The organism is Alkalibacterium pelagium, from assembly GCF_900109325.1.
Classification (GTDB): Bacteria; Bacillota; Bacilli; order Lactobacillales; family Carnobacteriaceae_A; genus Alkalibacterium; species Alkalibacterium pelagium.
Genome location: NZ_FNZU01000007.1, coordinates 68,264 through 85,514 on the forward strand (window position 1 = coordinate 68,264; position 17,251 = coordinate 85,514).

The following is a 17,251-nucleotide window of genomic DNA, read 5'->3' on the forward strand; positions in this document are numbered from 1 at the left end:
TGTTTAGTCTTCCGATTCGTCCATCAGCCTCTGCTGCGTCTCTTTAGTAATAACCATCAGTGCCTGGTAGAAGTCTGATAGCTCGCGTTTGAAAGCTGGATTACTGAGCCGTTCGATGTTTTTCTTGATCACGGCTTCTTCTCTTCCTGCGTCCAGAATAGGCAGATTATGTGCCTTTTTGTATTCGCCGACTTTCAGCACTGTTTCCATCCGTTTTTCAAACAAAGCCGTCAGCTGCTGATCGATCAGGTCAATCTCCTCGCGGCATTGGTCCAGTTCAGTCATTTAGTTTCCTCCCAGAATCAGATCGGTCAGTGCAATAGCCGTCACTGCTTCAAGGACGGGTAGGACACGGGGAACGATACAAGGATCGTGGCGCCCTTCCACTTCAAGTTCGGCTGCTTTTCCTTCTCTGACGTTGATCGTCTGCTGTTTCTTCTTGATCGATGCCGGTGGTTTGACTGCGGAACGGAACACGATCGGCATGCCGTATGTGATGCCTCCGATGATGCCTCCGTTATTGTTCGAGCGCGTCTTCACCTGACCATTTTCATCGTAGTAGTATTCATCATTGGCTTCGGAGCCTTTCATTCTGGTGATATCGAAGCCGGTACCGAATTCGATTCCCTTGATTGCCGGGACGGAGAATACGAGGTGCGCCAGTGTAGATTCCACTGAATCGAAGAACGGATTCCCGTATCCAGCCGGGATGCCCAGCACAAAGGTTTCAACAACGCCTCCAACAGAATCTCCTTCTTCTTTCGCTTCAAGGATAAGGTCCCGGATCGCTTCTTTCTTTTCACCATCGAATAGAGGCAGCTGATCTTTCTTGAACGCTTCCGCCTGCTCGTGGGTGACCTCTTTCTGGTCCGCAAACCGCTGATCTTCAATGTGGCCGATTGACTGGATATGGGAGCTGACTGTTACGCCTTTCTGCTTCAACCACTGCTGGCAGATCGCTCCAGCAAATACGATCGGTGCGGTAATCCGTCCGGAAAAATGTCCGCTGCCACGGTGGTCATTATGACCTTTGTATCTCATTCGTCCAGGGTAATCTGCCTGACCCGGTCGCATGACATCCTTAAGTAAACTATAGTCTTTTGACCGTGTATTTGTATTTCTGATAATGGCCGTTAGTGGTGCCCCTGTCGTTTTCCCGTCCAGGAATCCGCTCAGAATTTCCGGCAGATCTTTTTCTTTACGCGGAGTCGTCAGGTCACTGCTTCCCGGTGCTCGTCTTGCCATTTCAAATTGTACCTCTTCCATATCGATTTCAAACCCGGGCGGCAGCCCATTGATTGTGATTCCTATCGCGTCTCCGTGAGATTCACCAAATAGAGAGAGTTCAAGTTGTTTTCCCCAAATGCCACTCATTTACATTCCTCCTAATAGTTTAAAGTCTTCCCAGAAATGCGGGTATGATTTTGCTACACATTCTGTATCTTTTATTGTAATGGGTTCGTCGCATCGTGTTGAGGCGATCCCCAGCATCATAGCCATCCGGTGATCCTTGTGACTCCAGACTGTCGCTCCACCTTTGAGCTGATCCACGCCTTGAATGACGAGACTATCGCCTTCAACTTGTATATCTGCTCCTAGTGCTTGGAGTTCTTTCTGCGTAGCCGCAAGACGGTCACTTTCTTTGATCTTAAGTCTCTCCAGATTGGTGAACCGAGTGTGTCCGATGCTCAAAGCTGCTGCCAGAGCTGCTGTTGGAATGATATCCGGAAATTGAGACCCGTCGATTACACGCTCTGTTTCATCAGATAGTTTATCCAGAATGTTCAATATAGCCTTGTCCCCCTGAAGCGACTGACTGTCGAGACCGGATAGACTGATATCATTTCCGATATGATTAGCTGTGAGGAAGAATGCTGCCTGAGAAAAATCGCCTTCTACAGCATAATCCGCCGCCTGCATCTTCTGATTACCAGGTATCACGAAGGTCTGACCCTCGTCCTCAACTGTGATCTTCATACCAAACAGCTCAAATACGTGTAAAGTCAGATCGATATAGCCCTTGGATTCAAGAGGCGTTGTCACGTGGATTCTGGATTCGCCGTTTAAAAAGGGCAGAGTCATGAGCAGGCCTGTGATAAACTGCGAACTGATGTCACCCCTCAATTCAATTGTATCAGAAGAAAGCTGACCACCAATAAGAAGATCAAGCTGATCCGTACCCTTTAAATCATAGTCCAGTCCCTGTTTCCTGAACAAATCCTCATAAGGAGTTAATGGACGCTGACCAAGTTTCCCTCGTCCGATGAAACGGGTCTTTCCTTCAAACAGAGTCGCTACAGGCACCAGGAATCTTAATGTCGACCCAGACTCATTGCAGTCGATCGTCCGAACTGAATCTGAATCCTTCCCTTCAGACTGATTATTCGCCAAGCTTTTAGACTGAAGGCCGATCCCATGAATCGTGAGAGCATCTTCCTGCTCATCAATTTCAGCACCCATGGCACGCATTCCCTGAATCGTGGCTTTAATGTCATCGGAAAACTGAATGTTGCTGATCGTGCTGGTTCCTTCAGCCAGTGCAGCACAAATGATCGCTCTGTGGGCCAGACTCTTAGACGGAGGCACAGTCACGTCTCCTTGTAGTCTATCTGGTGTAAGTGTTAAATCCGTCAATGGTCCTGTCCTCCTGTTCTAAGTGATTCAAAAAAGCTGACGTCTGTCTGATGAGTGGCTGCCGAGCCGATCGAGTTGAGAAGAACGACATGCAGCTGGTTGTTGAGCTGTTTCTTGTCTTTGCTTACAAACGAAAGAATGTCATTATACGCCTTTGGATCCTCCAGCTCAGATGGCAGCTGGTGCATCTTCAGCACGTGCCGTATCTGATCAGCTGTTCCTGCTTCAGTCAGCTGTCTGGCTTCGGAAATTTCGGTCAAGGTTGCCATACCGATTGCCACTGCATGTCCGTGTGTAATATTTTCATAGTGATAGTAGGCTTCGATCGCATGTCCGAGCGTATGTCCGAAATTCAGAAGCATGCGCATACCCTTGTCTTTCTCATCCTGCTCGACAACTTCTCGCTTGATGTCGCAGCATCGGGCGATGATCCATTCAATCTCTGTCATCACTGCATCTCTTGATTCAAGCTTAGACAGACTGTCAAAAAATGCTGCATCCCAGATACATCCGTATTTAATGACTTCTGCCATCCCGTCCGCAAAGTAATGATCGGTCAAAGTGTTCAAAACCTCTGGGTCGATAATCACTTGTGTAGGATGATAGAAGGCCCCAACCAGGTTTTTCCCTTCCGGCAGGTCTACACCCACTTTTCCGCCGACACTGCTGTCAACTTGAGCGAGCAGGGAGGTCGGGATCTGAACTAAATCGATGCCTCTAAGGTAGGAAGAGGCAGCAAAGCCTGCGATATCGCCTATCACTCCACCTCCTAAAGCAACGATCACATCGCTTCTGGTCAGGCCAGCTTCAATCAGCTGGGAAAAGATCAGAGGCATCATGGAGAAGGTCTTCGTCTGCTCACCCGGCTGCAGAACAATCATGCTGACCTCGAATCCTTCATCAGCCAGCTGCTGTTCTACTCTAGCGCCGTAATAGCTGTCAACATTCCTATCAGTGATGACGGCGACCCGTCGACTTTTAGTCAATTGAGCCACTTCTTTCCCGACTTTCTGAAGCAGCCCTTTTTCAATTTTAATCTCATAAGATACAGAAGACTGCGGTAATCTGACTTTCAATTCATTCATCTGAATGACTCCTTAATTAGATACTGACTGAGTGGATAGAGGAACTGTACGGCCTTCGACTGATGCCAGCTTCTCGGCTTTTTCCATCAGGAGTCCGAATTCGTCTGGTGTCAGGCACTGTTCTCCATCGCTCCATGCGTTTTCCGGATCATTGTGTACCTCGATCATCAGCCCGTCCGCTCCTGCTACGATTCCCGATTTCGCTCCAGCTTCAACCAGATAAGACATGCCTCCAGCGTGGCTTGGATCGATAATGATTGGCAGGTGGGACAGTTTCTTGATGACCGGTACTGCCTGAATATCCAGTGTGTTACGTGTTTCCGGTTCGAACGTGCGGACCCCTCGTTCACAGAGAATGACATTCTCGTTTCCTTCTGACATGATGTATTCCGCAGACATCAACCATTCCTTGTAAGTTGCAGACAGTCCACGTTTTAGAAGGACAGGTGTCTTGGTTTTCCCTACTTCTTTCAACAAGTCAAAGTTCTGCATATTACGTGCACCGATTTGAATCATATCAACAGATTCTACGAATTCGTCGATCCATTTTGTCGACATCAGTTCAGTAACAATCGGCAGTCCCGTTTCTGCTTTAGCCGTCTGCAGCATGCGCAGCCCTTCAAGCTCCAGTCCCTGGAAGCTGTATGGCGATGTACGCGGCTTGAACGCACCCCCTCTTAGGAAGTTGGCTCCGGCTTTCTTGATTCGTTTCGCTACGTCAACAATCTGTTCTTCACTTTCGACAGAACACGGGCCGGCAATGATACCCAGCTGGTCTCCACCGATAGTTTCCTGACCGACTTCTATAATCGAGTTTTCGGGATGAAACTTGCGGTTGGCTCGTTTATATGGTTCTTCAACTCTGACGATCTGCTCGACTTCCGGACGTGCCTGCAGACGATGCGTATCGATAGCGCTAGTATCTCCGATCACACCTAGAAAGTCCCGTTTGATATCTGAGAAATGACTGACTGATACCCCTTGTTCTTCAACCTTCTTCGTAATCTCTTTTATCGCTTTAGCACCTGTTCCCTGTTTTAATACAATAATCATTGATCTCTCTCCTCTTCTGCTTTTATTTTATACAGACACCAGACCATTTGAGGTTCATAACGCTCAACAATCTGATAATTGTCTGTTTTTTCTTTTTCAAACACATCTTCGCTGATAATCGTGTACTTCAGACCCATATTTTTAAAAGCGGTCCAGGCTTTGAACTTGCTGTCAGTGTAGGTGATCGGAAGTGTCTCATTCACTTTGCTCAGGTATTTTTCCAGAAAAATCTTTGTTGCCGGATGAATCATGGCGCTGTCCATTTTTCTGTCTCTATTTTTTACCAGGACCATCGGCTTGGTTTTCCTTGCGAAAACTTGAAGCAGTTCTATTTTCTCCCAGTAATCGTAATTGAATTCTTTCCAGCCATAGGGTTTCCTGGCACTCTGAAAGGCTACGGGAAACAGAACGCAGTCGCCTTTAAGCCGTTCAAGCTCATGAAGGATGGTATCGAATGACGGATAGCCAACAATGTCATCCTCCTCTGCCTGCAATAACGACTGGGCTGCGGCATAACTGTCTGTATTTTCCGGCCCTAATGTATGAATAATCATTTGATCTCCTCCACTGACATATCTTGGTAACTTGATGTTTCCTGTTGCTTCGTGTCAGATAAACAGAAGAGCTGATTTGCCATTCAAACCAACCTTAGGATAAACAAAAAGCTGCATCCGTTATCTGTTTTACTCAAACAGGATAATCGAATGCAGCGTTGGTTGAAATCACATGTATAAATTAAAAGTTCATTTATAGTGTGCGCCCATTCGATGTCCTGATGGAATCTATGGGGCACTGTTTTTTAAGACAGTTTAAAGTGCTCTAGCCTCCATAGATTGTTTCTAAAGAAGCTAAAGTAATAACGATTCAATTGTGGCGTGATTAAGTTGTTTAATTCTTTAGTCATGTTAAACACTCCTCAATTGGTTTCAGTCATTAACTAACTGTGCTCACAATACTAGCAAGCATGAAAATGAATGTCAAGGGATAAGTTAAAAATAATTATTGTTTTTATCATTTTACTCTCATGTTACACTTTACTTGTGCTTAAGCAATCGGCAGAATCTCAATCTATTTGCCAATTTATAGTGAACATGTGTATACTTTTTAGAAAAACGAGGTGCCCATATGAAATTTTACGGCCTGCTGGGTGAAAAACTGACACACAGTTTATCTCCTCAGCTGCATAAAGAATTGTATAAACGACTGGCCATCAACGCGGCTTATAAAACGTTTCCCTGCCCACCCGATCAGGTCCCTCAGGCTGTCGGGAGTCTGAGAATCCTGTCCATCAGCGGATCAAACGTGACGATCCCCTACAAGGAAACTGTCATCCCTTACCTTGATGAGATCGATCCGACTGCCCAGACACTTGGTGTAGTGAACACGATAAGCAATCAGAACGGCTACTTGAAAGGCTATAATACTGACTACGAGGGCTTCGGCCTGCTGTTCGAGCGTCGCCAATGGAATCTGAGCGGCAAGTCAGTCACTGTTCTCGGTACAGGCGGATCATCCAAAATGGTCGTCCAGTATCTGAAGGATCACGGAGTCAAGGACATTACTTTAGTTTCCAGAACCATCAAGGAGTCCCGTTCTGATTCAACGGTCAGATACCGGACTTACGACGACTTGGACACGTTCAGCGGACATTATCTGATCAATACAACCCCCGTCGGCATGTATCCCAACACAGGCGTTTCTCCGGTATCGGATGAAACGGCCACACGCTTCGACGCCCTTATTGACCTGATTTATAACCCTCTGGAAACGGCATTCCTGAAACAGGCCCGTTCAATAGGCAAGCCGGCAGTGAATGGCCTCGAGATGCTGATCGGACAAGCCATCAAATCTGTAGAAATCTGGGAAAACCGTTCAATCTCATTGGACTTGATGGATGAACTGATTCAGGACTTTTCCCAGTGGAAGGAAGGGTGAGCCTATGACAAACATTGTCCTCATCGGAATGACCGGTAGCGGAAAAACAACCATTGGGAAAGAGCTGGCCAGCCGTCTTAAGTTTCCTTTCATAGACATGGACGACTATATAGAAGAACAGGCGGGCCAGTCAATCCCGGAATTGTTTGAACAAGGCGAGGAGCTTTTCAGGTCTCTGGAAACTGACGTCTGCATCAAGCTGGCCGATTCCACTGATACAGTCATATCGACTGGAGGAGGCGCTGTCCTTAAACCAGAAAACCGGAAGTGGCTCAAGCAGACGGGTATGATCGTATGGATCGACCGTCCGATAAATCTGATTGTAAAAGACATTGAGACCGCCCACAGACCGCTTCTGAAAAATGGCACCGATGCCCTGTATACTCTTTTTGAAAAGCGCCGACCGATCTATGAGGCTCTTGCAGATGTGACTGTCCGCAACGATCAGTCCCTGTCAGAGACGGTGGATGACATACTCAATCAATTGAATAAAAACGATACTAAAGGAGACCACTAATGAAAATATGGATTATCAACGGCCCCAATATTAATCTTCTAGGAACAAGAGAACCGGATGTTTACGGTCACGAAACAATGGAATCGATCAACCGTCAGATTCAGACTTATCTGACTGATCACGGACATCTGTATGATTTTTTTCAGAGTAACTCCGAAGGGGCACTGATCGATAAAATACAGGAGGCGTTGAATGAGCAGGTTGACGGCATCGTCATCAATCCGGCTGCCTATACTCATTACAGTTATGCCATTCATGATGCCTTGAAATCTGTGTCCATTCCGACAGTAGAAGTCCATCTGAGTGCCATCCATTCCAGAGAAGCGTTCAGGAAAGATTCGGTGATCGCTCCCGCCTGCATCGGTCAGGTTTCCGGCTTCGGATCAGCCAGCTATCTGTTAGGCGTACAAGCTCTGGAACTTCATTTGTCAAAGGAGAACGCCTAGATGAATTTAGCAATTGTAGGCCTTGGTGCCATCGGTGGATCCTTTGCAATGAGTCTGATGAAGAAGGGATATGAGCGTATCATCGGTATCGATATCGATGAACAGACGATTGACTATGCGCTGAAAGAACAGATCATTCACGAAGGCATGACCTCTCCGGAAGAAGGATTGAAGGATGCTGACGTGATTATGCTGACGCTTTATCCCAGCCAGATCGCGCCTTTTGTAGAGCAGTACCGTTCCTATTTCAGGCAGGGTGTCGTTCTCACTGATGTGACTGGCGTGAAAACCTCTATTATCAAAGAGACCACTCGCGTGCTTCCAGATCACGCTGACTTTATTTTCGCTCATCCGATGCGTGGAAGTGAGAAAAAAGGAATAGCAGGAGCATCTGCAGATAAATTTGAAGGAGCCAATGCTCTGATCACTCCTGTTCCTCTTAATAAAGAAGAAAACATTCTAAAGATTGAAACTATGTACAAAGATGCAGGGTTCAGCACACTGACCCGGGTGACACCTGAAAAGCATGACGAACAGATTGCCTACGTCAGCCAGCTGATGCACGCGCTGTCTGTATCCGTCGTGAACAGCAGTCAGGCCTCAGACGACACACTGCTCTTTGCCGGCAACAGCTTTCAGGAACTGACTCGCATAGCTGATATCAACGACAGCCTCTGGAGTGAACTGTTTCTGAATAATAAGGAGGCACTGCTCCAGTCGATTACGTCCTTTGAAGCCGAGCTGGAAACCTTCAAACAAGCTGTAGAAACAGATGATGAAGAAGCACTGAAAGACTTTCTGACCCGAGCACGCGAGCAGCGCAGGAACTGGTACTGATCAAGCTCAAAGAATCGTTACCCACTCTTACGAAGCAGATTTTTAATAATGACGTAAATATCGCCAGGCGGCGGGTCTTTTTATTTTATAAAATTATAAAAGCCTGTCATTATAGGCAGAACGGTGTTTCATGACATTAGAAAAAGGGATGTGTCTCAAAAAAAGACACATCCCTCATTTACATACTCAAACTTTCCATTCACCGACATAGACGTTTTCGCCTTCCACCATGCCTTCTTTCCTGAAGCCAAATGATTCATACAGACGAATCGCCCGGTCGTTGTCCGGCTCGGCACCGATCCTCAGGTCCTTCACATGTCTGTGCGGCTTAAAATCTTTGAGAAAAAGGATCAGCGCTTTTTTCCCGATCCCTTTCCCCTGGTAGTCCCTGTCGATCATAAATCGTTCCAGCCACCAGGAGTCAATGGGATAGGCATCATCTGCAGGGTAGTAGCTGCACATCAGAAAACCCACAACTGTTCCAGCCTGATAGATAGCAAACGGGTACTTTTCTTCTTCATAACTCGCTTCCAGTAGAGACAGGTAGTTCGGTGCGACAAAATCCTGCTGGTGCGGATGGACTTTCAGATCCACAACGGTCATATAATTATGTTTGTCTACAGGTTTCAGTTCGATCATCGGTCATCACTTCTTCAATAAAATTTGAATTAAACTGCCAGTGGGTCACCTTCAAGTCATTACTTGAAATAGTTGATACCCATAGCATCCTTAACTTCATCCAGAGTCTGGGCTGCGACAGCTTCTGCTTTCAGGCTCCCCGCTTTCAGCATATCCAGAATGGCTCCTTTATCTTCAGCAAATGCTTCTCTGCGTTCACGAATCGGTTGTAGCTTGGCCTGAAGCACATCGTTCAGGTAACGCTTGATTTTGACATCACCCAATCCTCCGGCGCGGTACTGGTCTTTCAGTTCCTGAACCTTTTCCTTGTCGTCATCAAACACATCCAGATACGTGAAGACAACGTTACCTTCGACTTGACCCGGATCCTCCACACGAATGTGGTTCGGATCGGTATACATGCTCATGACTTTTTTCTGAATAGTATCAGCACTATCAGACAGGTAGATGCCGTTATTCAGGGATTTGCTCATCTTCCCTTTTCCATCGATTCCGACCAGACGGCCCTGACCTTTTGGAGGCAGGATGATATCCGGTTCAACCAGAACATCTTTTCCATAAGTCCGATTGAAGTCGCGTGCCACTTCACGTGTCTGTTCCAGCATAGGCTTCTGATCTTCTCCTACAGGAACGTGAGTCGCTTTGAACGCTGTAATGTCTGCGGCCTGGCTCACTGGATACATGAAGAAGCCTGCAGGGATACTTTCGTTGAAGCCTTTTTCCTGAATTTCAGACTTAACAGTCGGATTGCGATGCAGTCGAGCTACCGTGACCAGATTCAAGTAATAAATCGTCAGTTCCGGCAGTTGAGGAATCTGAGACTGAATGAAAATCGTCGTCTTCTCAGGATCCAGTCCGACAGCGAGGTAGTCCAGAGCCACTTCCATAATGCTCTGCTGAACTTTTTCGGGGTTCTTAGCATTATCCGTCAGTGCCTGCTGGTCCGCAATCATGACAAAGACATTATTCTGTTCATCTTCCTGAAGCAACACCCGGTTCTGTAACGAGCCGACATAGTGACCTAAATGCAGTTTGCCGGTCGGGCGATCACCGGTTAATATAGTACGTTTCATAATTATTATCTCCTTGGATAGCGTAGTCTAATTGATTTTATTGTATCTTACTTACACAGTAAAAAAAAGGTAAAATGCATCTCCTGCTGATCAGGCCTGCTTCTTCTCGTTGAAGCCTCGCGTCATCCACCAGATGGTCAGGCCTGACATGATAATCAGAATAATCCATTCTCCGAATGGAATGAAGAGCTGGCTGAGAATCATAATTAGAGAAATAATGAAGACTGGCACGAAAAAGATCAGCGTACCCATGCATCCCAGATTAGCTTCAGACGCTGAATATTCCCTTGAAAAAGGCAGACTTTTGACGGATCGGCGTGCTTCCAGATAAAAGACAACACTCATCAGCAAAAAGCCGTTGATCATCTGAAGCAGATAGCCCCATCCAGAAAACACAAGGACGACTGCAGCAATTATCAGATAAAGCGGCAGCAGGATTTTTACCAGCATCGCCTTCAGAGCCGCCCGCATGAACGGGGCTTTCGACTGCTGCGGTGTCAGATTGAACACCCAGCTTCCCTTGTAGTTAGTTGAAAACTGAATCGATACAGTCAGAACTGGAATCAGCAGCAAGGTGAAATAGGGCAGATACAGAAATGATACGGGATTCTGTTCCAGTCCCGCAGTCTGATCACCAGTCAGTGTCGTGAAGACGAACACGATCGGGAAGACCAGTGCACTGGCAATCGACGGATACAGACGAGTCTTGAATTCCCGCTCCGTCTTTGTCAGCTGCCAGGAGAAATGAAAGTAAGCCTTCTCCAGAGGATCTTTGCATAGTCCTGCAGCAGCGATTCTTTCCAGAACCGACCGTTTATTTATTTTTAGGCTGGAAGCATTCATTTTCTGAAGATTGCTTTCGATTTTATCCGTACTCCAGTTATATAAAATCACAAGTAACACGGATCCTACTATAAGCAGGCCGGTATATATGCCGTAAGTCAGTGTCCATCCTTCCTGAAGCAGTCCAAATGGGGCCACGAACCACATCGGGAAAAGAACTGAGTGGCCGAGGGTCAGATTCATTTCAACCAGCAGCGTTTCCGGATCAATGATCTGAAAAATCTGGCCGACTAAGTAATAGCCGATTACCATAAAGATTGATAGTGAGATCTGACTGTAGGCAATGATGTTTTTCAAGCGTTCTCCATCGAACTGCTTAAGAATCGTAGCGTAAACGATGAGGGTCAGACCCAGACACCACAGAGAAGCCAGCAGTGACAGGATAAGAACCAGCAGTCCGGCCAGTATGCCATTAAAGTAGAAAGTGAATAGAATCACTGGAGCTCCGATGGCCATCGTAAATGAAATGAGATAAATGCCTACATGTGTAGCCTTAGCTGCTCCGAGCGTCTTCCTGGTTACAGGCTTTGTTCCGATGAGTATTGAGTCTTTTGTATCCAGCAGAATAGTTGAAAAATTAGCCAGAAGAGTCGAAAACGTCATCAGGAACAGAAAACTGAAATACGTCGTGTACTGAAACACCCAATTGTCATACGCAAAAAGGAATAGCAGAAAGACACTGATCAGTGCGTAGACCCACAAACTGGAGAAAAAATGGTTTTTTTCTTCACCCGACCGGCTGTTTGAACTGACTGCCTGCATCGGTGATTCTCGCCTGCCGTCCATCGTCATCTTCATAGAAAGAATGTTGCGCATCTGAGGGTAATCGACCCCAAACTTTTCATATACTCCTGAGAGAACATCTATAATCCGCAGATAGACCGGTGTCTTCCCACCTTTTTTCAGCCCAAGAATGTCACGCATCATTGGAACCGTCTCCCTTCATTGCAGTCAGGAACTGTTCGGCGAGAGCCGCATGCTGGTCAAAGCCTGTCAACGTATTGAAAAGCTGCTCCAGCGTGCCATCCGCCTCTTCTTTTAACTCTTCAAATGGCCCGTCCGCAACGACTTCTCCGTCATTCAGAATCATGATGCGGTCACTCAGTTTTTCAACGGTGTCCATAACGTGGGATGAATAAAAGATCGTCTTGCCTTCTTTTTTCAGCTGCCATAACAGCTCCTTTATGATCTGTACACTGTTCGCATCCAGTCCATTGAGCGGCTCGTCCCAGAAGAGGATATCCGGATTGTGAAGCAGGCTGGAAATAATCAGAACTTTCTGACGCATCCCTTTTGAAAATGATGCCAGACGTCCATTCAGTGACTCTTTTATGCCTAAAGCATCCATCATTTCTTCTGATTTCGACAGGATGATTTCTTCTTTCATTCCGTACAGCTCGCCGATGAACAGCAGGTACTCTTTAGCCGTCAATGTTTCGTAAAGCTCTGCATTCTCAGGAACATAACCGATACGTGATTTATAAGTAACCGTCTGATTGTCTATCGGCTGACCGAACAGGCGAATATCGCCACCGTCTCTTTCCAGCACCCCAAGAATAATTTTGACCGTCGTACTCTTTCCCGCTCCGTTCGGCCCTATGTATCCGATAATTTCTCCAGGATGTACTGAAAAATCAACGCCTTTCAGTACCGGTTTTCCGTCAAAGGATTTAGTCAGATTACTGATTTCTAATATTGGTTCCATAACTGCCTCCATGTGTCATTTAGTGATAGTTTATCACAAAATAATAGCTTTACTCCTTTCTATTACCAATTATCTTTAAAATATGCTAATGTTTACTTATTCATTTTACTGAAAGTGAGCTGATGACATGTATACATATGAAACTTCATTCGAACGCGCTTCTTTATGGGCAATCATCTGGCGGATCGCTCTGGCCACGCTTGGTGTGATCATTCTCGGCGCTGTGCTGCTAGTTGCCTTCATGGGTGAACACATCACGATGATCGGACTGCTGACGGATGGGCTTATTTACTTCTTTCTATATAAAATAACGATAAGCCAGATGAGAAAACAGTCCTTGTCTGTGGCAGCACTGTCTTCTCCCTATGAAAAGACTGTTTCCCCACTGATTCGAGTGGCCGGCTGGACTGTTCTGACAGCGGTCGTAGCTTCTTTATTTGTCTACTTTTTTGTTTCTGTTCTGACATTTATTCCCACGCTATTTGACCGCATCGTGCCTTATGTTCTTGAACTGACTGGTTCAGAAGATCTTCCGGTGTTCTACCTTGTCATTGTTGCTGTAATATTTGCACCAGTTGTAGAGGAAATTGTATTCAGAGGGTATCTGCTTAATAAATGGGTCGACAAATACGGCGTAAACAAAGGGATTATTTTCAGTTCTGTCGTCTTCATGGCTATTCACCTGCAGTCGCTGTTCATTCCTCAGCTTCTCGTTGGACTGGTCTGTGGAGTTATTTATGTGAAATACAACAATCTGATCTATCCAATTATCGCTCACGCTTTATACAATCTGCTGGTAATCCTCCCCCTATTTCTGGCCCCATCCGTTTCAATTGCGGATGCTCAGGCTGAATTCTTAATGTTGAGAGATGGCCTGCCGACTGAATATGTCGTCTACTCTGCATTATTTATTCTTTCTCTTATCTTCCTCATATGGCTACTTCGAAGAGAATGGAAATCTCTTAGAAATTCAGACAGCCCTTACGCTCAGAACATTCATTCCATTGAATAGATGATCCATTCCTTTCCGTCTTTCGGGAAGGATTTTTTTATTTTAGCCTTCCTAAAATGAATAAAAGGTGTATACTATTAAAATATAGCAATCTTTCTAATAAAATTCTAATGCAGGGAGCGCTTCATACATGACCGACTGGAAAACTGTTTACCAAGATATCAGACCATTACTCGATAAGAATAAAGATAACCACTTGAACACCCTTTTCACTCTTCTAAGACAGCCAAGTATCAGCACACTTAACTTAGGCGTAAAAGAATCTGCCGATCTTCTGCTCAATATGATGACAGAGAATGGCATTAAAGCTCAGCTCATGGATACCGGTGGACACCCTGTGGTTTACGGGGAACTGCTCGATCCTGAGAATACGACCACCATTCTCTTTTACGGGCACTATGATGTCCAGCCTCCTGAGCCACTTGAGTTGTGGGAGTCCGATCCGTTCGAGCCAACAATTAGGAACGGAAGAATTTACGGCCGAGGTACAGGCGACAACAAAGGTCAGCTGATCGCCCATATCCTAGCTGTGGGTACTTTACTTAAAGAACATGGCTCGCTCCCGGTCAACGTCAAATTTCTTTTCGAGGGAGAAGAAGAAAAAGGCAGCGTCAATCTTGCTTCCTTTGCGGAAAAACATAAGGACCTGCTCAAAGCAGATATTGCCTATACTGCAGACGGGCCAATGGAAGGAGACGGGCAGCCCTCAGTGACTCTGGGTAACCGCGGACTGCTCTATGTTGAAGTGAAAGCTCAGGGTGCCAATAGAGATAACCATTCAGGTAATAAAGGAAACATTGCCCCTGATCCCGGCATGGCTCTATTAAATCTGGTCCGGTCCATGGTCACTGAAGAAGGAGACGTTCTAATAGACGGATTTTATGACGGTGTACTGACTCCAACCCCAGAAGAAGCAGAACATCTGAAGAGCCTGGCCTTCTATCCAGAAAAAACAGCGAAAGTCATCGGTCTGGACAGCCTCGATATGACTGGAGAAGAATACTACACAAACTTATGCTTCAAACCGACGTTTACCATTGCAGGATTTGAAACGGGGTATACAGGAGAAGGAACAAAGACGATCATTCCTGGAAAAGCGAAAGTCAAACTGGATATGCGCCTGGCACCTAATCAGGACCCCCAAGCCATCTATGAAGCTATTGAAAAGCATGTGGCAGCCTTTGATTCCCGCTGCCGCTTGTCAGTAGAAAATCTGAGTGCAGTCAAGCCTTCCAAAACGCCTCTGTCTCATCCACTCGTACAGAAAGTGATCGAGTCAGTCGAGGTGGCTTATGATACCCCGCCAGTTGTCCTTCCAGCTCTGGGGGGCACCGGTCCTATGTATGTCTTCACTGATATTTTGGGCATTCCGTCTGTCACGGTTCCTTATGCCAATGTCGATGAAGATAATCATGCACCCAATGAAAACCTGGGACTGAAAGAATTTTACTGGGGCATTCAGGCCAGCTGCAGCACCATCCTTCACTTAGGGCTGACAGACTGACTCGTCACAAAAGTTGGGACATTTTAAAAATCTGCATAATAAAACCAGCTGCCTGCTATAGTGACCAAATAAAGTTAGACCTGAAAAATCTAACTTTCTGGGGTCTGCACAGGTAGCTGGTTTTTTTCTGACTAGCTTTTCAATTTACCCTTCCCATTCGTTAAAGAACTGGATCAGGAAGTCTTCCATAAAGGCGTGGCGCTCTTCGGCGATCTGCTTTGCCGTCTCGGTGTTCATCAGATCCTTAAGCTTAAGCAGCTTCTCGTAGAAATGATGAACCGCACTCGATGGCCCTTCCCTGTATTCTTTTTCAGTCATGCTCTCGCGTACAGACAGTTCCGGATTGAAGATGACGTCTCCCTTGCTTCCTGCATACGTAAAGCAGCGGGCAATTCCGATTGCCCCAATTGCATCCAGTCTATCTGCATCCTGAACTATCTGAGCCTCAAGAGTCGTCAGTTTCCGTCCATTTCCACCCTTGAAGGAAATAGTCTGGATGATGTCCATGATCCGTTCTGAGTCAGATGACGATACACCCGCCCCCTCAAGCCAGTATTCAACTTCCTGAACAGCCTCATCTTTGCTGCTGACCAGCTTGTCATCAATCAGATCATGCAGCAGAGCAGCCAGCTCCACTATATAACTGTTGGCCTGTTCTTTTGCTGCCAGCTTGGAAGCCATCTTCCAGACTCGCTCAATATGATACCAGTCATGTCCGGACCCTTCATTGTTCAGTTTCTCTTTTACCATATCTATTGTGTCTGCTACAATCGTCTGCTTGTTCATATGAGAACTCCTCTGCTCTTTTCTTAACTTTAACACACTTGAGGAGGTTTGAACATGTGTTCTAAAAAAGCACCTTTCAACTCGTAGTCGAAAGGTGCCTGATCGTTGTGCTTATTGAATTAAAGGACATCTCCGGTCTGAGCATCGACTTGCTGGTCGCTGCCGCCTTCAACGTCGATATCATAAATCGTACGGCCGTCTTCTACTTCGAGATCCCATTCTTCTACATAACCGGAACCTGAAGCATCAAGTGCAGCTCCCATCGCTTCCTGTGGTGAGATGATTCCATCCAAGTCAAGTATATCATCTGAATCATCGTCATCGTCCTGTTCCTGCTGAACGATTTCACCAGTTTCAGCATCGATATCCAGTTCATATTCGTACTGGCCATCCCAGCCTTCGAATTCATACAGGTAACGTCCATCGTCATGATTGAACTGAATCTCACTTATATTGATGTCTTCACTGCCGAACGTTTCATAGAACTGATCGATCGCATCGTCCAGACTTACAGAGAACGTCATCCCTTGGATCCCCTGAGAATCAGCGGCATCGTCAGCTGCACCATCAGTCTCATCATCGGGTGTATTGTCCGCAGCGGTACCATCAGTATCGTCTTCGCCCGTATTATCTGCAGCAGTATCGTCTCCCGCATCCGTGTCGCCGTCAGTCTGTTCCGTATCATCTTCCACAGGCGTTGTATCCTGAGTATCATTGTCGCCACAAGCAGCTAATAGCAGAGAAGCTGATAATGACAGCACCCCTAATCTGATTGCTTTACTCGTTGACATATAAATCCTCTCCTTACTATCATTCTTTCTTACTGCATATGAATGATAACAGGTTTAAAGAATAAAGGCAGACATGACGCTTGTGAAAATAAGATCATTTCAGCCCTCTACTCAGTGTAGAATGGGGCAAGCGTTATTTCTTCACAACCAACTGAATGGCTTTCTGAATCATTTCTTCCTGTTCTTCTATGTTGGCTGATGGATTTTCCAGGCATTGCTTCAGGTTCTCAGCAACGATCACACCCATGATCCGGTCCACACTGGAGCGAACTGCAGACAATTGTGTGACGACATCACTGCATTCTTTGCCTTCTTCGAGCATTTTCTGCACGCCTCTCAACTGTCCCTCTGTCCGTTTCAGCCGATTATAAATACTTTTATCGCATTTCAT

19 protein-coding genes are annotated in these 17,251 nt (G+C 46.1%); 6 read left to right on the forward strand and 13 right to left on the reverse strand.

Annotation, left to right across the window (positions count from 1 at the left end; translation table 11 throughout):
* Nucleotides 1-3 precede the first annotated feature (3 nt).
* Genes BMX79_RS06995 through BMX79_RS07020 form a run of 6 tightly spaced genes read right to left on the reverse strand, consistent with a single transcriptional unit; the run spans nt 4 to nt 5,326 of the window.
* Entirely contained in the window at nt 4-285 is a 282-nt protein-coding gene (locus BMX79_RS06995) for a chorismate mutase (RefSeq protein ID WP_091480747.1), read from the reverse strand.
* Entirely contained in the window at nt 286-1,374 is a 1,089-nt protein-coding gene (gene aroC, locus BMX79_RS07000) for a chorismate synthase (RefSeq protein ID WP_091480749.1), read from the reverse strand.
* A complete protein-coding gene (gene aroA / locus BMX79_RS07005) occupies nt 1,375-2,634 on the reverse strand; it encodes a 3-phosphoshikimate 1-carboxyvinyltransferase (protein ID WP_246117664.1) in 1,260 nt (419 codons plus the stop codon).
* The gene (gene aroB / locus BMX79_RS07010; protein WP_091480752.1) at nt 2,631-3,719 is read right to left on the reverse strand and encodes a 3-dehydroquinate synthase; all 1,089 of its coding nucleotides are present in this window, start codon (nt 3,717-3,719) and stop codon (nt 2,631-2,633) included. Before aroB ends, aroA begins: the two co-directional genes overlap by 4 nt.
* Before the next feature lie 12 nt (nt 3,720-3,731).
* Entirely contained in the window at nt 3,732-4,772 is a 1,041-nt protein-coding gene (gene aroF / locus BMX79_RS07015; protein WP_091480754.1) for a 3-deoxy-7-phosphoheptulonate synthase, read from the reverse strand.
* Nucleotides 4,769-5,326 (reverse strand): hypothetical protein, encoded by a 558-nt coding sequence (locus tag BMX79_RS07020; RefSeq protein ID WP_091480757.1) that lies wholly within the window; start codon nt 5,324-5,326, stop codon nt 4,769-4,771. The genes aroF and BMX79_RS07020 overlap by 4 nt, the downstream gene beginning before the upstream one ends.
* Nucleotides 5,327-5,897: 571 nt before the next feature.
* On the opposite strand from BMX79_RS07020, the gene BMX79_RS07025 reads away from it, so the two are divergent.
* From BMX79_RS07025 to BMX79_RS07040, 4 genes are read left to right on the forward strand one after another with little or no spacing between them, the layout of a single operon-like run.
* The gene (locus BMX79_RS07025; RefSeq protein WP_091480759.1) at nt 5,898-6,707 is read left to right on the forward strand and encodes a shikimate dehydrogenase family protein; all 810 of its coding nucleotides are present in this window, start codon (nt 5,898-5,900) and stop codon (nt 6,705-6,707) included.
* A gap of 4 nt (nt 6,708-6,711) precedes the next feature.
* Nucleotides 6,712-7,224: a shikimate kinase gene (locus tag BMX79_RS07030; protein WP_091480762.1), complete on the forward strand. Its 513-nt coding sequence runs from the start codon at nt 6,712-6,714 to the stop codon at nt 7,222-7,224.
* Nucleotides 7,224-7,670, forward strand: a complete 447-nt coding sequence (aroQ, locus tag BMX79_RS07035; protein ID WP_091480765.1) for a type II 3-dehydroquinate dehydratase — start codon at nt 7,224-7,226, stop codon at nt 7,668-7,670. Before BMX79_RS07030 ends, aroQ begins: the two co-directional genes overlap by 1 nt.
* On the forward strand, nt 7,671-8,507 hold the full coding sequence (locus tag BMX79_RS07040; RefSeq protein ID WP_091480768.1) for a prephenate dehydrogenase: 837 nt from the start codon (nt 7,671-7,673) through the stop codon (nt 8,505-8,507).
* A 186-nt stretch (nt 8,508-8,693) separates the two neighbouring features.
* Here the strand turns inward: BMX79_RS07040 and BMX79_RS07045 are convergent, their stop codons facing one another.
* The 4 genes from BMX79_RS07045 to BMX79_RS07060 all read right to left on the reverse strand — a co-directional run bounded on the left by BMX79_RS07045 (nt 8,694) and on the right by BMX79_RS07060 (nt 12,767).
* Entirely contained in the window at nt 8,694-9,146 is a 453-nt protein-coding gene (locus tag BMX79_RS07045) for a GNAT family N-acetyltransferase (protein ID WP_091480770.1), read from the reverse strand.
* Nucleotides 9,147-9,205: 59 nt separating this feature from the next.
* The gene (gene trpS / locus BMX79_RS07050; RefSeq protein ID WP_091480773.1) at nt 9,206-10,219 is read right to left on the reverse strand and encodes a tryptophan--tRNA ligase; all 1,014 of its coding nucleotides are present in this window, start codon (nt 10,217-10,219) and stop codon (nt 9,206-9,208) included.
* A 90-nt stretch (nt 10,220-10,309) separates the two neighbouring features.
* Nucleotides 10,310-11,989 carry a hypothetical protein gene (locus tag BMX79_RS07055; protein ID WP_091480775.1) on the reverse strand — a complete coding sequence of 560 codons (1,680 nt, stop codon included), beginning with the start codon at nt 11,987-11,989 and terminating at the stop codon, nt 10,310-10,312.
* Entirely contained in the window at nt 11,979-12,767 is a 789-nt protein-coding gene (locus tag BMX79_RS07060; RefSeq protein WP_246117663.1) for an ABC transporter ATP-binding protein, read from the reverse strand. Before BMX79_RS07060 ends, BMX79_RS07055 begins: the two co-directional genes overlap by 11 nt.
* Before the next feature lie 127 nt (nt 12,768-12,894).
* Here BMX79_RS07060 and BMX79_RS07065 point away from each other — a divergent pair, with 127 nt between their 5' ends.
* Both BMX79_RS07065 and BMX79_RS07070 read left to right on the forward strand, forming a co-directional pair.
* Entirely contained in the window at nt 12,895-13,779 is an 885-nt protein-coding gene (locus BMX79_RS07065; RefSeq protein WP_091480780.1) for a CPBP family intramembrane glutamic endopeptidase, read from the forward strand.
* A gap of 130 nt (nt 13,780-13,909) precedes the next feature.
* The gene (locus tag BMX79_RS07070) at nt 13,910-15,283 is read left to right on the forward strand and encodes a M20/M25/M40 family metallo-hydrolase (RefSeq protein ID WP_091480783.1); all 1,374 of its coding nucleotides are present in this window, start codon (nt 13,910-13,912) and stop codon (nt 15,281-15,283) included.
* A gap of 144 nt (nt 15,284-15,427) precedes the next feature.
* Here the strand turns inward: BMX79_RS07070 and BMX79_RS07075 are convergent, their stop codons facing one another.
* The 3 genes from BMX79_RS07075 to BMX79_RS07085 form a co-directional block, all read right to left on the reverse strand.
* Nucleotides 15,428-16,069, reverse strand: a complete 642-nt coding sequence (locus tag BMX79_RS07075; protein WP_091480784.1) for an HD domain-containing protein — start codon at nt 16,067-16,069, stop codon at nt 15,428-15,430.
* Nucleotides 16,070-16,188: 119 nt separating this feature from the next.
* Nucleotides 16,189-16,860 (reverse strand): PepSY domain-containing protein, encoded by a 672-nt coding sequence (locus BMX79_RS07080; RefSeq protein WP_091480787.1) that lies wholly within the window; start codon nt 16,858-16,860, stop codon nt 16,189-16,191.
* Nucleotides 16,861-16,993: 133 nt separating this feature from the next.
* Nucleotides 16,994-17,251, reverse strand: a complete 258-nt coding sequence (locus tag BMX79_RS07085) for a metal-sensitive transcriptional regulator (protein ID WP_091480789.1) — start codon at nt 17,249-17,251, stop codon at nt 16,994-16,996.